This window comes from Pseudomonas putida, assembly GCF_003228315.1.
Lineage (GTDB): Bacteria > Pseudomonadota > Gammaproteobacteria > Pseudomonadales > Pseudomonadaceae > Aquipseudomonas > Aquipseudomonas putida_S.
This window is the reverse complement of record NZ_CP029693.1, coordinates 4,944,277-4,962,922: the sequence shown is the minus strand read 5'-3', so window position 1 is coordinate 4,962,922 and position 18,646 is coordinate 4,944,277. Positions and strand designations below refer to the sequence as shown.

Sequence of the window (18,646 nt, the reverse complement as noted above, 5' to 3'; positions counted from 1 at the left end):
AATCGCCTGTTCCGGGGCGGGTTCACGGCTATTCGATGGAGAAATAATGAACGAAGCTCTAAAGAATTTTCGTGCAAAGTGAGCCGCCTTCGCGTAGTTATCTCGCAGAAAATTCGAACGACCACCCAATTAACGCGGATTTATTTCACCCATGAATCTCGACTCGACAGACCTGCGCATCCTGCATCAACTGCAACAGGACGGGCGTATCAGCAATCAGGAACTGGCGGAGAAAGTCGCCCTTTCACCTTCGGCTTGTCTGCGCCGCCTGCGCCTGCTGGAAAACGAGGGGATCATCAGCGGCTATCGCGCCGTACTGAATGCCGAACGGCTGGGCATCGAGCTGGAGGCCATCGTCCATGTGTCGTTGCGACAGGACGTGGAGGACTGGCACGAGACCTTCATCGCGAAGGTCCAGTCATGGCCGGAAGTGGTCACCGCCTATGTGATCACGGGGGCGAGCAACTATGTGCTGCGGGTCCAGGCGCGCAACCTCAAGCACTTCTCCGATTTCATCGTCAACCACTTGAACCGCACGGCGGGTGTCACCGATATCCGTTCGGAAATCGTCCTGCAGAAAATCAAGGAGCGGGACGAGTTGCTGGATCTGGTGGTGCGCAAGTAAAGGGGATGGCTTAGTACCCGCGCATGCGCCGGGCGTCGTGGCGTTGCAAGGTCATGCTGGGGGATTCGTCGAACAGCTTGCGGTACTCGGCGGAAAAACGCCCCAGGTGGGTGAAGCCCCACCCCATGGCGATCGCGGAGATATTGCGCGCCGAACCCTGTTCGAGAATTTCCTGGCGCACCGCATTCAAGCGGTGCTTCTTCAGATAGGCCATCGGCGACAGGGCGAAGTACTTCCTGAAGGCTTCGAACAACTTGAAGCGCGACACGCCGGCCGCCGCTTCGATGTCTTCCAGATGCAGGGCCTCGCGGGCGTTGTCGTGGATGTATTGCCGGGCCCGGATCAGGTAGTGCGGCAGCTTCACGCCCAGCACCTGCCGCAGTTCTTCCGAGTAGTTGTTCGGCTGGGCGAGGATCAGGCCCTTGATCAGCGAGCTTTCGATATCCCGGGTAAACGCCACTTGGTCATACAGTTCGCTGCTGCGCTCAAGCTCCTCGATGAAGTAGCGCGCCATGCGCCACCACGAGGCCGATGCCCCGCCGACCGCGTCCATCACCGGTTCGAATCGCAGTGGCATATCCACCGGGCGCTGCAGCAGGTTCTCCAGCGATTCGCTCATGGCCACGCGGGTGATCACCACCTGGACCTTGCGGCAGTCGCCGGAGATCGCCAGCAACTGGTTTTCATACGGCGAGATAATCACCCCCTGGTCACGATCGGACCTGACCACGCTGCCGTCCTTGCTCAACTCCTGCTCGCCCGACAGCGGCAGGCTCAGGCTGTAGCTGCTGAAGTGCTCGGGGTCTTCGATGTCGATGGTGACGTCAGTGCCGTATTCGATAGTGCCAAGGGTGGTGGCCATCGACTTGAAGGTGTTGGCCGTGTGATGAAAACGGATGCGCTCGGGCGTCGTGCTGACCAGCCGGTGCGGGCCGCAGATACCGGACATCCAGCTTCTCGCGGCTTCCAGGTCGTCGCTGTCGACACGAATATCGTGAACATGCGGATCGGTCTTGCTGCTCATCACGGTGCACCCACAGGCTATTTGTTCAGCGCGCTCTGACGGCGCGTCTCGGTTCTGGAAGGGCAAGTTCCAGACCACAAAACGTCGATGCCAACTTTATGGATAGTCATCCTCGACTAAGCGGATAAACCCGTTGGCTCGATGCAGAAAAACACCCGCGAACCGCTCTCGACGTCTCGCCAAACAGTAACTGATTGCTGCAAAGCGGTGCAGCCGTTCATCGCTTTGAGTCATCGCTGCCCAGCCTGGGACAGGGCGAGTGTTACCGCCCCATTTTCTGGACTGCCTTCGCCGACTAACCGGATAGCCCCCACCCGCCCCGCTCTCTCTAATGAGCACACCCGATTAGCCCCTACAAAAAACAGGTACAGACCATGAGTGGCGAAAAGAACGTCGAGCAGTGGAAAGCGTTTATCGAAGGCTGCCTGGATTTCCGTCCGGCCGAGGGCGTGTTCCGCATCGCCCGGGACATCTTCACCGAACCGCAGTTGTTCGATCTGGAGATGGAACTGATCTTCGAGAAGAACTGGATCTACGCCTGCCATGAAAGCGAGCTGGCCAACAACCACGACTTCGTGACGATGCGCGCCGGGCGCCAGCCGATGATCATCACCCGTGACGGTGACGGCCAGCTCAATGCGTTGATCAACGCCTGCCAGCATCGCGGTACCACGCTGACCCGTGTCGGCAAGGGCAACCAGTCGACCTTCACCTGCCCCTTCCACGCCTGGTGCTACAAGAGCGACGGCCGCTTGGTCAAGGTCAAGGCGCCGGGCGAGTACCCCGAAGGTTTCGACAAGGCCACACGCGGCCTGAAGAAAGCCCGTATCGAAAGCTACAAGGGCTTCGTGTTCATCAGCCTGGACGTGCACGGGACCAACAGCCTGGAAGACTTCCTCGGTGATTCGAAAGTGTTCTTCGACATGATGGTCGCCCAGTCGCCGACCGGTGAGCTGGAGGTGCTGCCGGGCAAGTCGGCCTACACCTACGACGGCAACTGGAAACTGCAGAACGAAAACGGCCTGGACGGTTATCACGTCAGCACCGTGCACTACAACTACGTGGCCACGGTGCAGCATCGCCAACAGGTCAACAGCGAAAACGGCAGCGCCAGCAGCACCCTCGACTACAGCAAGCTAGGCGCCGGCGACGCCAATACCGACGACGGCTGGTTCGCCTTCAACAACGGCCACAGCGTGTTGTTCAGCGACATGCCCAACCCGTCCGTGCGTTCCGGTTACGCGACGATCATGCCGCGCCTGATCGAAGAACACGGCCAGCAAAAGGCCGAATGGATGATGCATCGCCTGCGCAACCTGAACATTTATCCGAGCCTGTTCTTCCTCGACCAGATCAGCTCGCAACTGCGCATCATCCGCCCGCTGGCGTGGAACAAGACCGAAATCATCAGCCAGTGCATCGGGGTGAAAAACGAGTCGGACGCCGACCGCGAAAACCGCATCCGCCAGTTCGAGGATTTCTTCAACGTCTCGGGCATGGGCACCCCCGACGATCTGGTGGAATTCCGCGAGGCCCAGCGCGGCTTCCAGGCCCGCCTGGAACGCTGGAGTGATATCTCCCGTGGCAGTCACCAATGGGCCACCGGCCCCACGCCCAACAGCGAAGCCATCGGCATCGCCCCGGCCATGACCGGCACCGAATTCACCCACGAAGGGCTGTACGTCAATCAGCACAGCAACTGGCAGAAATTCCTGCTCGACGGCCTGGACGCCAAATCCCTGAAACTCCGTGAGGTGCAATGATGAATGCGCAATTGCAGTACCAGATCGAACAGTTCTTCTATCGCAAGTCCGAACTGTGCGATGCCCAGGATTGGGACGCCTACGTCGCGCTGTTCGACCCGCAAAGCGAATTTCACCTGCCGCAATGGGACTCCGAACACGTCTACACCCAGGACCCCAAGCGTGAAATGTCGCTGATCTACTACGCCAACCGCTCGGGCCTGGAAGACCGCGTGTTCCGCCTGCGCACGGGCAAGTCCGCCTCGGCGACGCCCATGCCGCGCACCTTGCACCTGATCAATAACGTACGGATCGACGAACTGGCCGGCGGCGAGCTGGACGTGCGCCTGAACTGGCACACGCTGTTCTATCGCCTGGCCACGTCCGAGCAGTTCTATGGCCGCGCGACCTACCGCCTCAAGCCCCACGGCGACAGCTGGCTGATCACGCGCAAGCATGCGCTGCTGCTCAACGACACCATCAACTCGGTACTCGACTTCTACCACCTCTGAATCCATGGAGACCGAGGCATGACTCACAAAGTAGCGTTCAGCTTTGCCGACGGCAAAACCCTGTTCTTTCCCGTGCAGCCCAATGAAATCCTGCTCGACGCCGCCCTGCGCAATGGCATCAACATTCCCCTCGATTGCCGCGAAGGCGTTTGCGGCACCTGTCAGGGCCGCTGCGAATCCGGCGACTACAGCCAGGATTACGTGGACGAGGAAGCGCTCTCCAGCCACGACCTGCAACAGCGCAAAATGCTCACCTGCCAGACCCGGGTGAAATCGGATGCCGCGTTCTATTTCGACTTCGCCTCCAGCCTGTGCAACGCCAGCGGTCCTGAGCGGCTGAGCGCGAAGGTCACCGGCGTCAGTCAGGTATCGAACAGCACGGCGATCCTGCATTTGGATCTGGGCAGCGACACGCAAGCGTTGGACTTCCTGCCGGGGCAATACGCACGGCTGCGGATCCCCGGCACCGAGAACATGCGCTCCTATTCGTTCGCCAACCGACCGGGCAGCAGCAATCAATTGCAGTTTCTGATTCGCCTGCTGCCCGAAGGCGTGATGAGCGACTACATCCGCGAACGCTGCCGGGTCGGTGATGAAATCGCCCTGGAAGCGCCGCTGGGCGCCTTTTATCTTCGCCACGTCACCCGGCCGCTGATTCTGGTGGCGGGCGGTACCGGACTGTCGGCGTTGCTGGGGATGCTCGATGAGTTGGCCGAGCGCGACTGCGGGCAACCGGTGCATCTGTATTACGGGGTGCGGGACGCCGCCGATCTGTGCGAACAGCAACGCATCGCCGCCTACGCCGAACGCATCCCGGGGTTTCGCTACACCGCCGTGGTCAGCGACCCGTCACCGCAATGGACCGGCAAACGTGGCTACATCGCCGAGCATTTCGATGCCAGCGAACTGCGCGATACCGAGGCGGACATGTATGTCTGCGGCCCGCCACCGATGGTGGAATCGATCAAGACCTGGCTACAGGAACAGGCGCTGGAAAACCTGCACCTGTATTACGAAAAGTTCACTGAGAGTAATATCTGACCCTTCAATGCAGTTGTAACAACAAAAAATCAGAAGGGAACGCGATGGCGGACGAAATATTGCAAACGGGCACACTCAAGCGGGGGTTGAAGAATCGACACATTCAACTGATCGCCCTGGGTGGCGCCATTGGTACCGGGCTGTTCCTGGGGTCTGCCGGGGTACTCAAGTCCGCCGGGCCATCGATGATTCTCGGCTACGCGATCGCCGGCTTCATCGCCTTCCTGATCATGCGCCAGCTGGGCGAGATGATTGTCGAGGAGCCGGTCGCCGGCTCCTTCAGTCATTTTGCCCACAACTACTGGGGCAGCTTTGCCGGCTTCCTGTCGGGCTGGAACTACTGGGTGCTGTATGTGCTGGTGGGCATGGCGGAGCTGACGGCCGTCGGCAAATACATCCAGTTCTGGTGGCCGGAAGTGCCCACCTGGGTCAGCGCCGCGGTGTTCTTCGTGCTGGTCAACCTGATCAACACCCTGAACGTGAAGATCTTCGGCGAGATGGAATTCTGGTTCGCGATCATCAAGGTGGTGGCAATCATCGGCATGATCGCCCTGGGCTGCTACATGCTGTTCAGCGGCACCGGCGGCCCGCAGGCCTCGGTGAGCAACCTGTGGGACCACGGCGGGTTCTTCCCCAACGGCTACGACGGCCTGCTGATGGCGATGGCGTTCATCATGTTCTCTTTCGGTGGCCTGGAACTGGTCGGCATCACTGCCGCCGAAGCGAGCGAGCCGCGCAAGGTGATTCCCAAGGCCATCAACCAGGTGGTTTACCGGGTGCTGATTTTCTACGTCGGCGCCCTCACCGTGCTGTTGTCGCTGTACCCGTGGGACCAGCTGTTGCAAACCCTGGGCGCCTCGGGCGATGCCTACAGCGGCAGCCCGTTCGTGCAGATCTTCTCCTTGATCGGCAGCGACACCGCCGCTCAGATCCTCAACTTCGTGGTACTGACCGCCGCGTTGTCGGTCTACAACAGCGGCGTCTACTGCAACAGCCGCATGCTCTACGGCCTGGCCGAACAGGGCGATGCACCCAAGGCGCTGATGAAGCTGAACAAGCAGGGCGTGCCGTTGCTGGCGCTGGGCATTTCGGCTTTGATCACGATGCTGGCGGTGGTGGTCAACTACGTCGCACCCCATGAAGCGCTGGAACTGCTGTTTGCCCTGGTGGTTGCGTCCCTGATGATCAACTGGGCGCTGATCAGCCTGACGCACCTGAAGTTCCGCAAGGCCATGGGCCAGCGCGGCATCGTGCCGGGCTTCAAGGCCTTCTGGTCGCCGTACACCAACTTCCTGTGCCTGGCGTTCATGGCGGTGATCATTTACGTGATGTGGATGATTCCGGGGATTCGCGCTTCGGTCTATGCGATACCGGTGTGGATCGCGATCATCTATGTGTTCTATCGGATCCGCATGGCTCGGCATCGCGATCTGCCAGTGACGCAGTAAGCCCACAAAAAAACGCCCCGGCCTTCAGTGAATGCCGGGGCTTTTTTTGGCCTGTCACAAAGCCCCAAGCGAACAGAAATCAAACTGTAGGAGCGAGCCTGCTCGCGATGGCGCCGTGTCATTCGACATCATTGACGGCTGATACACCGCAATCGCGAGCAGGCTCGCTCCTACAGGGGGTGTGGTGCGTGCCTAGAGCGTTGAGCGCAGTCGCCACAGTTCGGGGAACAGCACGGTATCGAGCATCTTGCGCAGGTAGCCGACGCCTTCCGTGCCACCGGTGCCCGGTTGAAAGCCGATGATCCGCTCCACCGTGGTGACATGCCGGAAGCGCCATTGACGGAACGAGTCTTCCAGGTCGATGAACTTCTCCGCGAGTTGGTAGAGGTCCCAGTAACGCGTCGGGTCGGTGTAGACCTCACGCCAGGCGGCTTCGACCGAGCTGTCATGTTCGGTCGGGCGAGACGGGTCACGCGCGCAACGTTGCGGGTCGATTGTCAGGCCGGCATTGGCCAACAGGCGAATCGCCTCGTCGTACAGCGAAGGCGTGGCAATCGCCTTTTCCAGCTCCGCCAGCAGCTCAGGGCGATGGGCATGGGGGCGCAGCAGGGTCGCGCTCTTGTTGCCGAGAATGAACTCGATCTCCCGATACTGAAACGACTGGAACCCCGACGACTGCCCCAGAAATGGCCGGATCGAGTGGTACTCGGTGGGCGTCATGGTCGCCAGCACGGTCCAGGCATGCACCAGCTGATCAAAGATGCGCGAGACCCGCGCCAGCATCTTGAACGCCGGCGGCAACTCGCCCAGGCGCACGTGTTCGCGGGCGGCCTTGAGCTCGTGCAGCATCAGCTTCATCCACAGCTCGGAGGTCTGGTGCTGAATGATGAACAGCATCTCGTTGTGGTCCGGCGACAAGGGATGCTGGGCGCTGAGGATGCGCCCCAGGTCCAGGTAGTCGCCGTAGCTCATGGAGTCGGAGAAATTCAGCTCGGCGTTGTGCCATTCCTCTGGAGGATTGGCCGACGAATAAGGGCATTGGCTCATTGGGCAGCCTCCTCGTATGGCGACGAATTCAGTGGACGCAAAATGGCCCTGACCGGGCTGGCGTCGAGATGGGCAAAACGCAGCGGCAGCGCGATCAACTCGTAATCCCCTTCCGGCACTTCATCCAGGACGATGCCCTCGAGGATCGCCATACCGTGACGCGCCACGGCATTGTGCGAGTCCATGGTTTTCGATTGCTGCGGGTCCAGCGACGGCGTATCGATGCCGATCAGCCGTACGCCCTGGCTGGCCAGCAGCTCGACCGTTTCCTTGGCGACCGCCGTGAAGTCAGGGTCCCAGGTGCTCAGCGGCGCTTGCCGGTAAGTACGCAGCAGGACGCGTTCGGGCAGGTTGGCCAATCGACCCTGCAGTTGTTCTGGCTGCACCAGCGCGCCGCTGTCCAGGCAATGCAGGACTCGACAAGGCCCCATGTAGACATCCAGCGAGACCTCGCCAATCGGCGCGCCTTCGGGGCTGTAGTGCAGCGGCGCATCGACGTGGGCGCCGGTGTGTGGCGACAAGGTAATGCGCCCGACATTCACCGGGCACTCGGGCCCGTAGGTCCACACGCGCTCTTCCTGAAACGGCGTGTCACCGGGCCAGGTCGGTGTGGCGGCACTCAAGGGCGGGCTGATGTCCCACCACGACATTGTTTTTTTCATTGCAACGCTTCTCGGATTTTTCCGAGGTAAATGATACGAGTGATGACTGTATAGATTCTTGCAAAGATCTTCGGGAACCGCCGGACCGTTCGCAAGAAATGCGAGGAAAACGACATTGCTGCGCAGGAAATTCGACAAGGCCAGGTGACCGTCACAGCGCTTCTGGATAGCTCGATGTCGAGCACAGACAACTCGGCCCTGACCAAGCCGGTCAGGATGCGCCTTCAGTTATCCCAACGCATGGAGTCGTCATGACCGCCAACTCACCGATTACCGTACTTCGCGACACCCACCCGCTGCCGGTGCTCGACGCCTGCAAATGGGAAAAACTCGAAGGCGACCCGCACACCGTCAACCTCAACGCCTACACCAGCGAAGACGGCAACAAGATCATGGGCACCTGGATCTGCACGCCGGGCAAGTGGTACGTGGAATACGTGAAGTGGGAATACTGCGACTTCCGCGAGGGCTACTGCATCATCACCCCTGAAGGCAAAGAGCCGATCCACCTGCGTGCCGGCGACATTTTCGTCATCGAACCGGGGATGAAAGGCACCTGGGAAGTGGTGGAGACCGTACGCAAGTATTTTGTCTTCGCCTGATCCCTGCGCAAAACGACAGCCGATTTCAAAAGCGACACCGGCAACGAGTAGTGTTCCACCGCGCTACTCGTTGCGCACCCAGCCCTCCATCGACGCACTCGTCTCCCCTCCCGAACACCCCCTTCACGCTCCAGATACCCGCGCTAAACACTTCGCCGCTGCATCGGCAGAACGGTCGTAAAAACACAGCGATTGCTTTTTGCCACTCGATGACCGACGGGTTCTCAAATCGAACACAAAGTTTTCCCGTGTCGATTTCAGACTCCAACGTGGCGCAATCAGGAAACTGGATTGTCGGACAAGCCGGGTAAGGTGGCGCACGCTCAAATGTCGCCACCAGAGAAAAAAAATAATGATCAGCCCGAGCTCAAAGGATTCCAGTGGCCAATTGGCGCAGGGCTTCAAGCCTCGTCACGTCACCATGCTGTCGATCGCCGGGATTATCGGCGCCGGTTTGTTCGTAGGTTCGGGGCATGCCATCGCGGCCGCCGGCCCGGCCGTCTTGCTGGCCTATCTGTTCTCGGGCCTGCTGGTGGTGCTGGTCATGCGCATGCTCGGTGAAATGGCGGTGGCCAATCCCGACACCGGTTCGTTCTCCACCTATGCCGACCAGGCCATCGGCCGCTGGGCGGGCTTCACCATCGGCTGGCTCTATTGGTGGTTCTGGGTGCTGGTGATCCCCATCGAAGCGCTGGCCGCCGGCCATGTGCTGAACCAGTGGTTTCCCCAAGTCGATGCCTGGCTGTTCGCCCTGGCGTCGATCATTGCCCTGGTGATCACCAACCTGTTCAGCGTCTCCAAATACGGCGAATTCGAATTCTGGTTCGCCATGGCCAAGGTCGTGGCAATCATTGGTTTCATCGGCGTGGGTTTCGCGGTGCTGATGGGCTGGATTCCCGATCGGCAAGTCAGCGGCTTGAGCGGCCTGATGGCCGAACACGGCGGTTTCGCCCCCAATGGCCTGTCGGCGGTCGTGGGGGCCTTCATCACCATCATGTTCAGCTTCATCGGTACCGAGGCTGTAACCATCGCCGCCGCCGAATCCGACAACCCTTCGCAGAACATTGCCAAGGCCACGCGCTCGGTGATCTGGCGCATCGGCGTGTTCTACCTGTTGTCGATTTTCGTGGTCATCTCGGTGGTGCCCTGGAACGATCCGCTGCTGGCCGAGGTGGGCTCCTACCAGCGTGCGCTGGAGATCATGAACATTCCCCACGCCAAGTTCATGGTGGACGTGGTGGTGCTGATCGCCGTGGCCAGCTGCATGAACTCCTCGATCTATATCGCCTCGCGCATGCTGTACTCGCTGGGCCGTCGTGGCGATGCGCCAAAAGCACTGAAGAAGACGTCCTCCGAAGGCGTGCCACGGGCGGCGGTCATCGCCAGTACCGTGCTGGGTGCGGCGATTACCGTCTGGAGCTATTTCATGCCTGCCGGGTTGTTTGAGTTCCTGCTCGCCAGTTCGGGCGCGATTGCCTTGCTGGTGTACCTGGCCATTGCGGTGTCGCAGTTGCGCATGCGCCGGATGCTGCGTCGGTAGAACGTCGAGCTGACCTTTCGCATGTGGCTGTTCCCCTGGCTGACGTGGCTGGTGATCGTGTTCATTTGCGCTGCGCTGACCGTGATGATGATTTCCCCGCAGCACCGTACCGAAGTGACCACGACCATTGGCCTGGCGCTGGCGATTTCCTTTATCGGCCTGGTCACTTCGCGTCACCCGGCACAGCCCGCAAGAGCGACGTCCGTGGGATAAGCCGGGAGAGATACCGGTTGCGCACACCAGCGGCACGGCGCTTCACGCTACCGTGCCGTTGACCGTCTTTTCGTAAGGACATGACCACGATGTCATCAAGGCCCACCCTGCCGGACGGCAAGCCGACTCAATGCATCGGCTTTCTGTTGCTGGATCAATTCACCCTGATTTCCCTGGCCTCAGCCGTGGAGCCGTTGCGCATGGCCAATCAGTTGTCGGGGCGGGAGCTCTATCGCTGGCACACGTTCAGCCTCGGTGGCCAGCCCGTCTGGGCCAGCGACGGCGTGCCGATCACCCCGGATGCGTCCTGGGACAAGCCCTGGGTGGCCGACACGGTGATCGTCTGCGGCGGCGTTGGCATCCAGAGTGTGGTCACCCGCGAGCACATCACCTGGCTCAAGGCCCTGGCGCGTCAATCTCGGCTGCTTGGAGGGATCTGCACCGGGAGCTGGGCACTGGCCAGAGCCGGCCTGCTCGACGGATACGAATGCAGTGTGCATTGGGAATTCCTGGCGGCCATGCAGGAAGCTTTTCCGCGGGTCAGCATGAGCGCGAGTCTGTTTACCCTGGACCGCAACCGGTTCACCAGCTCCGGCGGCACGGCACCCATGGACATGATGCTGCACCTGATCGGTCGCGATCATGGCCGTGAGTTGTCGGCGGCCATTTCGGAGATGTTTGTCTACGAGCGCATCCGCAACGAGCAGGACCATCAGCGCGTGCCGCTCAAGCACGTGCTGGGCACTCATCAGCCCAAGCTGCAAGAGATCGTCGCGTTGATGGAGGCCAACCTCGAGGAGCCGATCGACCTGGATCACCTGGCCGATTATGTGGAGCTGTCACGAAGGCAGCTGGAGCGGCTGTTCCAGAAATACCTCCACTGCACACCCTCGCGTTACTACCTCAGATTGCGCCTGATCCGGGCGCGGCAATTGCTCAAGCAAACGTCGATGTCGCTGATTGAACTGGCAACGGTCTGCGGTTTCGTGTCCACGCCGCACTTTTCCAAATGCTATCGCGAGCACTTCGGCGTTCCACCGAGTGATGAGCGGGCGGGCTCGGAAATGAGTCGCAAGCCGGCGGTGCTTGCCCTTGCTCAGCCGGCATCGGCAAGACCGCTGACGGCCCTGGAGCAGGCGCGAAACGAGTCGACGTTTGCCAGCGTGCGGATGCCGGATCGAACCGGGTCATGATCTTTCGGACATAAAAAAGCCGGGAGATCACCCGACGTGATGTCCCGGCAAATGTTGATGCGCAGATGAGTTACCTGGCTGCAAATATCTGATGTAGGAGCGAGCCTGCTCGCGAAAATCTCGAGAGCAACGCGGGGAACCAGATTCCCCGCGTTATCGTTAACGACCATCGCGAGCAGGCTCGCTCCTACAACGGTTTGCGATAGCTGTTGATGATCGCCGAGAAGTCGTTACCGCCCTCACCCCGCAAACTCATCGCCTGATACAGCTGCTGGGCCACCGCGCCAAGCACCACCGGCTGGTGCGCCTGTCGCGCCGCTTCCGTGGCCAGCCCCAGATCCTTGAGCATCAGCTCGGCACCGAAACCACCGGTGTAACCGCGCGAAGCTGGCGCCGTTTCGACGATACCCGGCCAGGGGTTGTACACCTCCGAACTCCAGCAACGCCCGGTGGAGCTGTTGATGATGCCCGCCAGCACCTTGGTGTCGATGCCCAGGGCATCACCCAGCGCCATGGCTTCGCTGACACCGACCATGGAAATCCCCAGCAGCAGGTTGTTGCAGATCTTGGCGATCTGCCCGGTACCGACTTCGCCGCAATGCACGATATTGCGGCCCATCTGCGCCAGCACCGGTTGCAGGGTGGCGAACAGTTCGGCGGTGGCGCCGACCATGAAGGTGAGCGTCCCGGCTGCCGCACCACCGGTACCTCCGGACACCGGCGCATCAGCCATGGCCACGCCTTGCTTGGCTGCGGCGGCCGCCACATCGCGGGCGGTCTGTGGATCGATGGTGCTGCAATCCACCGCCGGCACGCCTTTGCCGATGCCGGCGAGCACGCCATCTTCACCCAGCCAGACGCTGCGCACATGCACGGCGGCCGGCAACATGGTGATCACCAGTTCCGCGCCCTGTGCCGCTTCGCGGGCCGAAGGGCTGATGCTGCCGCCCAATTGCTCCAGCTCCGCCAGCACGGCTTTGTTCAGGTCCACCAGCTTGAGCGAGTGACCGGCCTTGATCAGGTTGCGCGCCATCGGCGCGCCCATGTTGCCCAGACCGATAAAAGCGATTTTCATGTCCGGCTCCTTAGCGCAAGTTGATGGTGGTGTTCACGCCGTCGTTGACGCTGTCATCGTCGAACCAGCGGCTGGTGACGGTCTTGGTCTGAGTGTAGAACTGCACCACTTGCTTGCCATACGGGCCGAGGTCGCCGAGCTTGGAGCCACGGGAACCGGTGAAGCTGAAGAACGGGACCGGCACCGGAATCGGGATGTTGATGCCGACCTGGCCGACGTCGATTTCGTTCTGGAACTTGCGCGCCGCCGCACCGCTCTGGGTGAACAGGCCCGTGCCGTTGCCGAACGGGTTGGCGTTGACCAGCGCAATGGCCTCGTCGAGGGTGGCGACTTCCAGCACCACCAGCACCGGACCGAAGATTTCCTGGGTGTAGATCTGCATGTCGGTGGTCACGCCGGAGAACAGGGTCGGGCCGACAAAGTTGCCCTTCTCGTAACCGGGCACCGTGATGTCGCGACCGTCCAGCTCCAGCTTGGCGCCTTCCTTGATGCCGCTTTCGATCAGATCGAGAATCCGCGCCTTGGCTTTCTTCGAAATCACCGGACCAACGTCGGTGCCCGGCTCGCTGCCGGCGTTCACCTTGAGCTTCTGCGCCAGCGCTTTCAGATCCGGCAGCCATTGCTTGGCCGCGCCCACCAGCACCACCACCGAGGTGGCCATGCAGCGTTGACCGGCGGCGCCGAAACCGGCACCCACCAGGGCATTGAGCGCTTGTTCGCGATTGGCGTCCGGCAGCACCACGGCGTGGTTCTTCGCACCCATCATCGATTGCACGCGCTTGCCGTGCTTGCCGGCCAGGTCGTAGACGTGGGTACCGACGGCGGTCGAGCCAACGAAGGACACCGCCTTGATGTCTTTATGGGTGCAGAGCGCATCCACCACGTCCTTGCCGCCATGCACGACGTTGAGCACACCGGCCGGAATGCCCGCTTCGATAGCCAGTTCCACCAGCAACATGGTCGACATCGGGTCCTGTTCGGACGGCTTGAGCACGAAGGTGTTGCCGCAGGCGATGGCCATCGGGAACATCCACAGCGGAATCATCGCCGGGAAGTTGAACGGGGTGATGCCGGCGCACACGCCGATGGGCTGGCGCAGAGTGTAGGTGTCGACGCCGCCGGCGACGTTCTCGGCGAACTCACCCATTTGCAGGGAGCCGATGGAGCACGCGTGCTCGACCACTTCTAGGCCACGGAAAATGTCGCCTTCAGCGTCGGCAATGGTCTTGCCTTGCTCGGCGCTCAAGACCTGGGCGATGCGTTTGGAGTGCTGGCGAATCAGTTCCTGGAGCTTGAGCATGATGCGCATCCGCGCACCGATCGGGGTCAGTTTCCAGGTCTGGAAGGCGCGATGGGCGGCGCTGATGGCTGCGTCGACTTCTTCAGCAGTGGCAAAAGGCACTTTGGCCAGCACTTGTTGGGTGGCCGGATTGACGATGTCGTGCCATTCGGTGGATTTGGATTCGACCCACTCACCGTCGATCAGCAGCTTGACCTTCTGGACGGTGGTTTCGTTGGGCGTGAGCGATGCGTTCATGTGGGTCTCCTGGGCATTATTCTTGTTGAAGAGAGCTTTCAGGGTAGCCAAGGCGAGAAAGTCGCCTTGAGATGAGGCGTGTGCCGCGAATTGGTTGTCGGGCTGTTTTTGGAGTATAGATGTGCAAACTTCTGATAAGAACGCACATAAAAGCCGGTCCAACATGCAAAAAAACATCACGTCGCTGGGCTCGCTGAACTGGGACGACCTCAAGTTTTTCCTCGAAGTGGCCCGCACCCGCAAGGCCAGCACCGCCGCCAAGCGCCTGGCGGTCGACTACACCACCGTGTCGCGGCGCATCAGCTCGCTGGAAGCCTCATTGGGCACGCTGCTGTTCGAGAAGTCGCGGACCAGCGGCTTTGTCCTGACCGCTGAAGGCCAGCGTTTGATGGGTTATGCCGAATCGATCGAAAGCACCCTGCACATGGCCTGCGAGCAAGTGTCGGGCTCCGGCGTGGCGTTGTCCGGGCATGTGCGCATGGGCTGCACCGAAGGCTTCGGCAGCTTCTTCATCACCCCACAGCTGAGCCACTTCGTCGACGCCTACCCCGCCATCTCGGTAGACATCCTGCCCCTGCCCCACTTCATCAGCCTGTCCAAGCGCGAAGCCGACATCGTCATCGCCCTGGAGCGTCCGGAACATGGCCCGTATGTGTGCTGCAAACTCTGCGACTACCGCCTGCAGCTGTACGCCACCCAGGAATACCTCGACAACCACCCACCCATCCGCCGGGCGGCGGACCTGGGCAAACATTCATTCATCAGTTATGTCGACGACCTGGCCTTCAGCTCGGAGCTGCTGTATCTGGCGAACGTCCTGCCCGGCGCCAGCGCCAACCTGCGCAGTACCAGCGTGATCGCGCAATTCGTGGCTGCCCAACAGGGCCGGTCCCTGGCGATCCTGCCCTGCTTCCTCGCGGCACAGGACCCAAGCTTGCTGCCGGTGTTGCCGGAGGAGATCAACATCACCCGGCAGTTTTGGATGTATTGCCGAGAGGACCTGCGCAAGCTCAAGCGGATCACCCTGTTGTGGGATTACATCCGGGAGGTGACGGAGCTCAATGGGCCGTTGTTGCTGGGGCAGACGCGGGAGTTGCGGTTTACGGATTGATTGCCTGTGCGGAGGGCATTGTCCGGCAGCCTTTGCGGGTGATTTCCAGCTGGTGGTAGCTGGCCAGATGGTCCTGACGCTTGCTGATGATCTCCGGCAAGGCCGCTTCGGGGTCGTCCAGGCGTAAGCCTTGTAGAAAGCCGATATCGCATTCCCACCACTTGCTCTCCAGCAACATCTCGATGACCTGCGGCGGGTGGCGGTACTTGACCACTTTCGCCGGCACGCCAGCGACGATGGCATAGGGTGGAACATCATGAGCCACGACGGCGCGGGTGGCGACGATGGCGCCCGTGCCGACGGTGACGCCCTCCATGATCATGGCGCCGTGACCGATCCAGACATCGTGGCCAATCGTGACGTTGGAGATCACCGGTTCGTAGGACAGCGCCGTGCCGGTGTACTGGAAAGGATGGGTACTGAGCCAGTCGGAAGGATGGGTGTTTTTTTCCTGGCCGATGTAGCAGTGATTGCCAATGGAACAAAACCGCCCGATCGAGGACACGGTAGAGAGCTTGGTATCACTACGAATGTAGGTATGGGCGCCGATGCTCAGCTGTCGTGCATCAAAGATCAAATGGCCCAGGGAAACCCCTTCTTCAACGATCAGGGTGGTTTTTGCCGCGAGTGATGACACCCCGCCCGCCAACTTGCAGTTGTGCTCACGAAGCCATCGCTTCCAATAACGATTTCGGTAAAGCGCTTTTAGTTTCTTCATCTGGATGATCAGCGTTTGCACCGTTTGGATTGAGCGTAAACGCCCATGTAGAAAATCAGGAGCCCGGCTCGGGCCGGGCGGTGAATGGCGTTTCAGTCGGCGCTTACCACGATCGCCACCCGACGGTTTTCGGTGCGGCCGGAAGCCGTGTCATTGGTCGCCACCGGCTGGCTGCTGCCGAAACCGCGAAGCTGGATATTCTCCTGCTTCATGCCGGCATCCGCCAGAACGATGGCGACGCTCTTGGCGCGACGCAGGGAGAGTTGTTCATTGTAAGCCTCCTTGCCCGACGCATCGGTATGCCCATCGACTCTCACCCGCTCGATCCCCACGCCCAGCAGCGACTTGCCGATGCGCTGGACGATTTCGCTGCTCTGCGCATTGAGTGAGTCGACATCGCTGCCAAACAGCACTTTGCCGGACAGGCCGAACGCCCAGCCCTCCTCGGTCAGCTGAAAGCCCTGCTGTTTCAGCACGGCAATCTGTGCCGGGGTCAGGCCTTTGGGCGGCACCGACTGACAACCGGCCAGGCCCAGCACGGCCATCAACAGGGTGATAGAGAACAATCGCAGGGTACGTTGGGTGAGTGAGAACACGGGCATTTCGCTCCTTGATTAAACGTCGGCGACAGGGTGCTCCGACCCTGCCGTGTGTTGCGCGCCTCGGGTGAAGCGCTTGGCTTGGTACATGGCGCCATCGGCGGCATCGAGCAGTGTGCTTGGCGTGGCGCCGTGATCGGGGTATACGGCGATGCCAATGCTCAGAGAGGTCAGCACCTCATGGGTGCCCGGGATCTCGATGGGCGCTTCCATGCTGGCGATGATCTTGTCGGCGATGCGCTCGGCGTCTTCGGTCTTGTGCAGCGGTGTCAGCAGTACGGCAAATTCATCGCCGCCCAAACGGGCGACCAGATCCTCTTCACGCAGTTGCGCCTTGACCCGGCTCGCCACCGCCATCAACACGGCGTCACCGGCCGCATGGCCGAAGCTGTCGTTGATGTCCTTGAACCGGTCGCTGTCGAGGAACAGCACGGCCACCCGCTCGTTGAGCTTGTTGGCGTTGCGCAGTGCACGCATCAGGCGGCCTTCGAAGAACGCCCGGTTCGGCAACCCCGTGAGGCTGTCATGGCTGGCCTGGTGGGCGAGGGTTTCGTTCTCGCTTTGCAGGTGGGTCTGCCAGGACTCGAGTTCGTCGAGCAAGGCGTTGAAGTCGTTGCCCAGATTATCCAGTTCGGCGATGGTCGCCGGCGGCACGCGCCGCTCGAAGGCCCGCTCGCTGCGGGCGGCGTGAGCCACCGCGGCCAGGCTGCGCAGGGGGCCGATGATGCCGCGCAGTTGTCGGCGCGCCAGGTACAGCGCCACCCAGGCACTGATCGCCGTGCACAGCACGATCCCCACCAGACCACTGAGCAAGAAGCGCATCAGGCTGCCACCGTGCCCGGTCAGGCGAATACTGCCGACCTCACGGTCCTGATGGAGGATCGGCATGCTGATGGGTTTTTCCAGAAAGGCCTTGGCCATTTGCATTTCGAGTCGGGTCCACAACCCGGTTTCCGGTCGCTGCCAGCGCGCCAGCACCTGCCCTTTGGCGTTCAGGACCTGGGCATCGGCGACTTCTTCGGTGGAGGCGATCAGCGCCAGCGCTTCGGAGGCGGCGGCCTTGTCGTTGAACACCACGGCCGCTTCCACGGTGTAGTTGATCGAACGGGCAATCAGGTGCAGGTTGTGATCGGCATACACCCGCAAGGCCAGAATGCCCAGCAGGGTCAGCGACACACTGGCCATGGCCACAGCCATCAGCGCCACGGTCAAATGACCGCGACCGATGACCGAACGCAAGGTCGGGCGATTACCCGGTTTGAGCACACTCATGTTGCCGCCGACTTGCGACGGGACAGTTGCAGCACGCTCGGATGGATGCGCACACCGCTGCGGGCGACGGAGTCGAGATTGACTTCGAATGACACCTGCTCATCGCTGACCCGCAAACAGAAAAGGCTGCCGACAGTGCATTGATCGTCGCTTTCGCTGATGCTCAACACCGGGCGGCCGGTCAGTGCAGCGAACAGTCGGCTGCGTTCTTCGCCGGTCAACTTGCCGATGTAGGCCGCATCGCATTCATCGACGATGGCCGGGTTGTCGGCCAGCAGGCGTTGCACGGTCACGGGCCGGCCCGTCGCCTGGGTCGTGCCTTTGAGCAAGTCGTCGGTGTATTCGGTAGGGCCGACCACGCACAGTCGAAGTTGTGCAGGCTCAACCGGCCAGCGGGCGTAGCTGAGAATTCCCAGGACCACTTCGGTGACCGCCCGGGCGCGTTGCTCGGCCAGGCTTGCGGTTGTGGTTTGCGGCTGCGCGCAGGCAATGCTCGACAGCAAACACAGGAGGCCGGCGAGCAGTGCTTGCGTGTAGCCCATGACACGCTCTGTCGTCCTGACAGCCACCTTCATGCGGAAATTCTCTTCAATCGTAAGCAAATGATGCCGCAACGATAGCATAGCGATGGTACGCCGGCGAAACCGGGTGTAGGGCGCGACTGTAGGAGCGAGCAGGCTCGCGA

General features: G+C 61.1%; 17 protein-coding genes and 1 pseudogene. 9 read left to right on the top strand and 9 right to left on the bottom strand.

Annotated elements, in window-relative coordinates:
• The first annotated feature begins 151 nt into the window (after nt 1-151).
• Nucleotides 152-625, top strand: a complete 474-nt coding sequence (locus tag DKY63_RS23185; RefSeq protein ID WP_110966230.1) for an Lrp/AsnC family transcriptional regulator — start codon at nt 152-154, stop codon at nt 623-625.
• 10 nt (nt 626-635) lie between these two features.
• Here the strand turns inward: DKY63_RS23185 and DKY63_RS23180 are convergent, their stop codons facing one another.
• Nucleotides 636-1,649 (bottom strand): AraC family transcriptional regulator, encoded by a 1,014-nt coding sequence (locus tag DKY63_RS23180; protein WP_110966229.1) that lies wholly within the window; start codon nt 1,647-1,649, stop codon nt 636-638.
• 374 nt (nt 1,650-2,023) lie between these two features.
• On the opposite strand from DKY63_RS23180, the gene antA reads away from it, so the two are divergent.
• From antA to DKY63_RS23160, 4 genes are read left to right on the top strand one after another with little or no spacing between them, the layout of a single operon-like run.
• A complete protein-coding gene (antA, locus tag DKY63_RS23175; protein ID WP_110966228.1) occupies nt 2,024-3,412 on the top strand; it encodes an anthranilate 1,2-dioxygenase large subunit in 1,389 nt (462 codons plus the stop codon).
• Nucleotides 3,412-3,903 carry an anthranilate 1,2-dioxygenase small subunit gene (gene antB / locus DKY63_RS23170; RefSeq protein WP_110966227.1) on the top strand — a complete coding sequence of 164 codons (492 nt, stop codon included), beginning with the start codon at nt 3,412-3,414 and terminating at the stop codon, nt 3,901-3,903. Before antA ends, antB begins: the two co-directional genes overlap by 1 nt.
• An 18-nt stretch (nt 3,904-3,921) precedes the next feature.
• Nucleotides 3,922-4,944, top strand: coding sequence for an anthranilate 1,2-dioxygenase electron transfer component AntC (antC, locus tag DKY63_RS23165; RefSeq protein ID WP_110966226.1), 1,023 nt, complete (start codon nt 3,922-3,924; stop codon nt 4,942-4,944).
• A gap of 44 nt (nt 4,945-4,988) precedes the next feature.
• A complete protein-coding gene (locus tag DKY63_RS23160; RefSeq protein WP_110966225.1) occupies nt 4,989-6,392 on the top strand; it encodes an amino acid permease in 1,404 nt (467 codons plus the stop codon).
• Nucleotides 6,393-6,584: 192 nt separating this feature from the next.
• Here the strand turns inward: DKY63_RS23160 and kynA are convergent, their stop codons facing one another.
• Complete coding sequence (gene kynA / locus DKY63_RS23150) at nt 6,585-7,439, bottom strand: tryptophan 2,3-dioxygenase (protein ID WP_110966223.1); 855 nt, start codon at nt 7,437-7,439, stop codon at nt 6,585-6,587.
• On the bottom strand, nt 7,436-8,101 hold the full coding sequence (gene kynB / locus DKY63_RS23145) for an arylformamidase (RefSeq protein ID WP_110966222.1): 666 nt from the start codon (nt 8,099-8,101) through the stop codon (nt 7,436-7,438). Before kynB ends, kynA begins: the two co-directional genes overlap by 4 nt.
• 251 nt (nt 8,102-8,352) lie before the next feature.
• Between kynB and DKY63_RS23140 the strand changes: the two genes are divergently transcribed.
• From DKY63_RS23140 to DKY63_RS23130, 3 genes and pseudogenes are all read left to right on the top strand, one after another.
• The gene (locus DKY63_RS23140; protein WP_110966221.1) at nt 8,353-8,703 is read left to right on the top strand and encodes a cupin domain-containing protein; all 351 of its coding nucleotides are present in this window, start codon (nt 8,353-8,355) and stop codon (nt 8,701-8,703) included.
• 352 nt (nt 8,704-9,055) lie between these two features.
• Nucleotides 9,056-10,456: pseudogene (gabP, locus tag DKY63_RS23135) on the top strand (GABA permease).
• 89 nt (nt 10,457-10,545) lie between these two features.
• A complete protein-coding gene (locus DKY63_RS23130) occupies nt 10,546-11,649 on the top strand; it encodes a GlxA family transcriptional regulator (RefSeq protein WP_110966220.1) in 1,104 nt (367 codons plus the stop codon).
• Nucleotides 11,650-11,836: 187 nt separating this feature from the next.
• Here the strand turns inward: DKY63_RS23130 and mmsB are convergent, their stop codons facing one another.
• Both mmsB and DKY63_RS23115 read right to left on the bottom strand, forming a co-directional pair.
• On the bottom strand, nt 11,837-12,724 hold the full coding sequence (gene mmsB, locus DKY63_RS23120) for a 3-hydroxyisobutyrate dehydrogenase (protein WP_110966218.1): 888 nt from the start codon (nt 12,722-12,724) through the stop codon (nt 11,837-11,839).
• Nucleotides 12,725-12,734: 10 nt separating this feature from the next.
• On the bottom strand, nt 12,735-14,261 hold the full coding sequence (locus tag DKY63_RS23115; RefSeq protein ID WP_110966217.1) for a CoA-acylating methylmalonate-semialdehyde dehydrogenase: 1,527 nt from the start codon (nt 14,259-14,261) through the stop codon (nt 12,735-12,737).
• A gap of 163 nt (nt 14,262-14,424) precedes the next feature.
• Between DKY63_RS23115 and DKY63_RS23110 the strand changes: the two genes are divergently transcribed.
• Nucleotides 14,425-15,372 carry a LysR family transcriptional regulator gene (locus tag DKY63_RS23110; protein ID WP_110966216.1) on the top strand — a complete coding sequence of 316 codons (948 nt, stop codon included), beginning with the start codon at nt 14,425-14,427 and terminating at the stop codon, nt 15,370-15,372.
• Here the strand turns inward: DKY63_RS23110 and DKY63_RS23105 are convergent.
• From DKY63_RS23105 to DKY63_RS23090, 4 genes are all read right to left on the bottom strand, one after another.
• Entirely contained in the window at nt 15,362-16,090 is a 729-nt protein-coding gene (locus DKY63_RS23105) for a CatB-related O-acetyltransferase (protein ID WP_162634920.1), read from the bottom strand. The genes DKY63_RS23110 and DKY63_RS23105 overlap by 11 nt on opposite strands.
• Nucleotides 16,091-16,182: 92 nt before the next feature.
• The gene (locus DKY63_RS23100; protein WP_110966215.1) at nt 16,183-16,692 is read right to left on the bottom strand and encodes an OmpA family protein; all 510 of its coding nucleotides are present in this window, start codon (nt 16,690-16,692) and stop codon (nt 16,183-16,185) included.
• 12 nt (nt 16,693-16,704) lie between these two features.
• On the bottom strand, nt 16,705-17,961 hold the full coding sequence (locus tag DKY63_RS23095) for a diguanylate cyclase domain-containing protein (RefSeq protein ID WP_110966214.1): 1,257 nt from the start codon (nt 17,959-17,961) through the stop codon (nt 16,705-16,707).
• A complete protein-coding gene (locus DKY63_RS23090; protein ID WP_110966213.1) occupies nt 17,958-18,536 on the bottom strand; it encodes a YfiR family protein in 579 nt (192 codons plus the stop codon). The genes DKY63_RS23095 and DKY63_RS23090 overlap by 4 nt, the downstream gene beginning before the upstream one ends.
• Between the last annotated feature and the right edge of the window lie 110 nt (nt 18,537-18,646).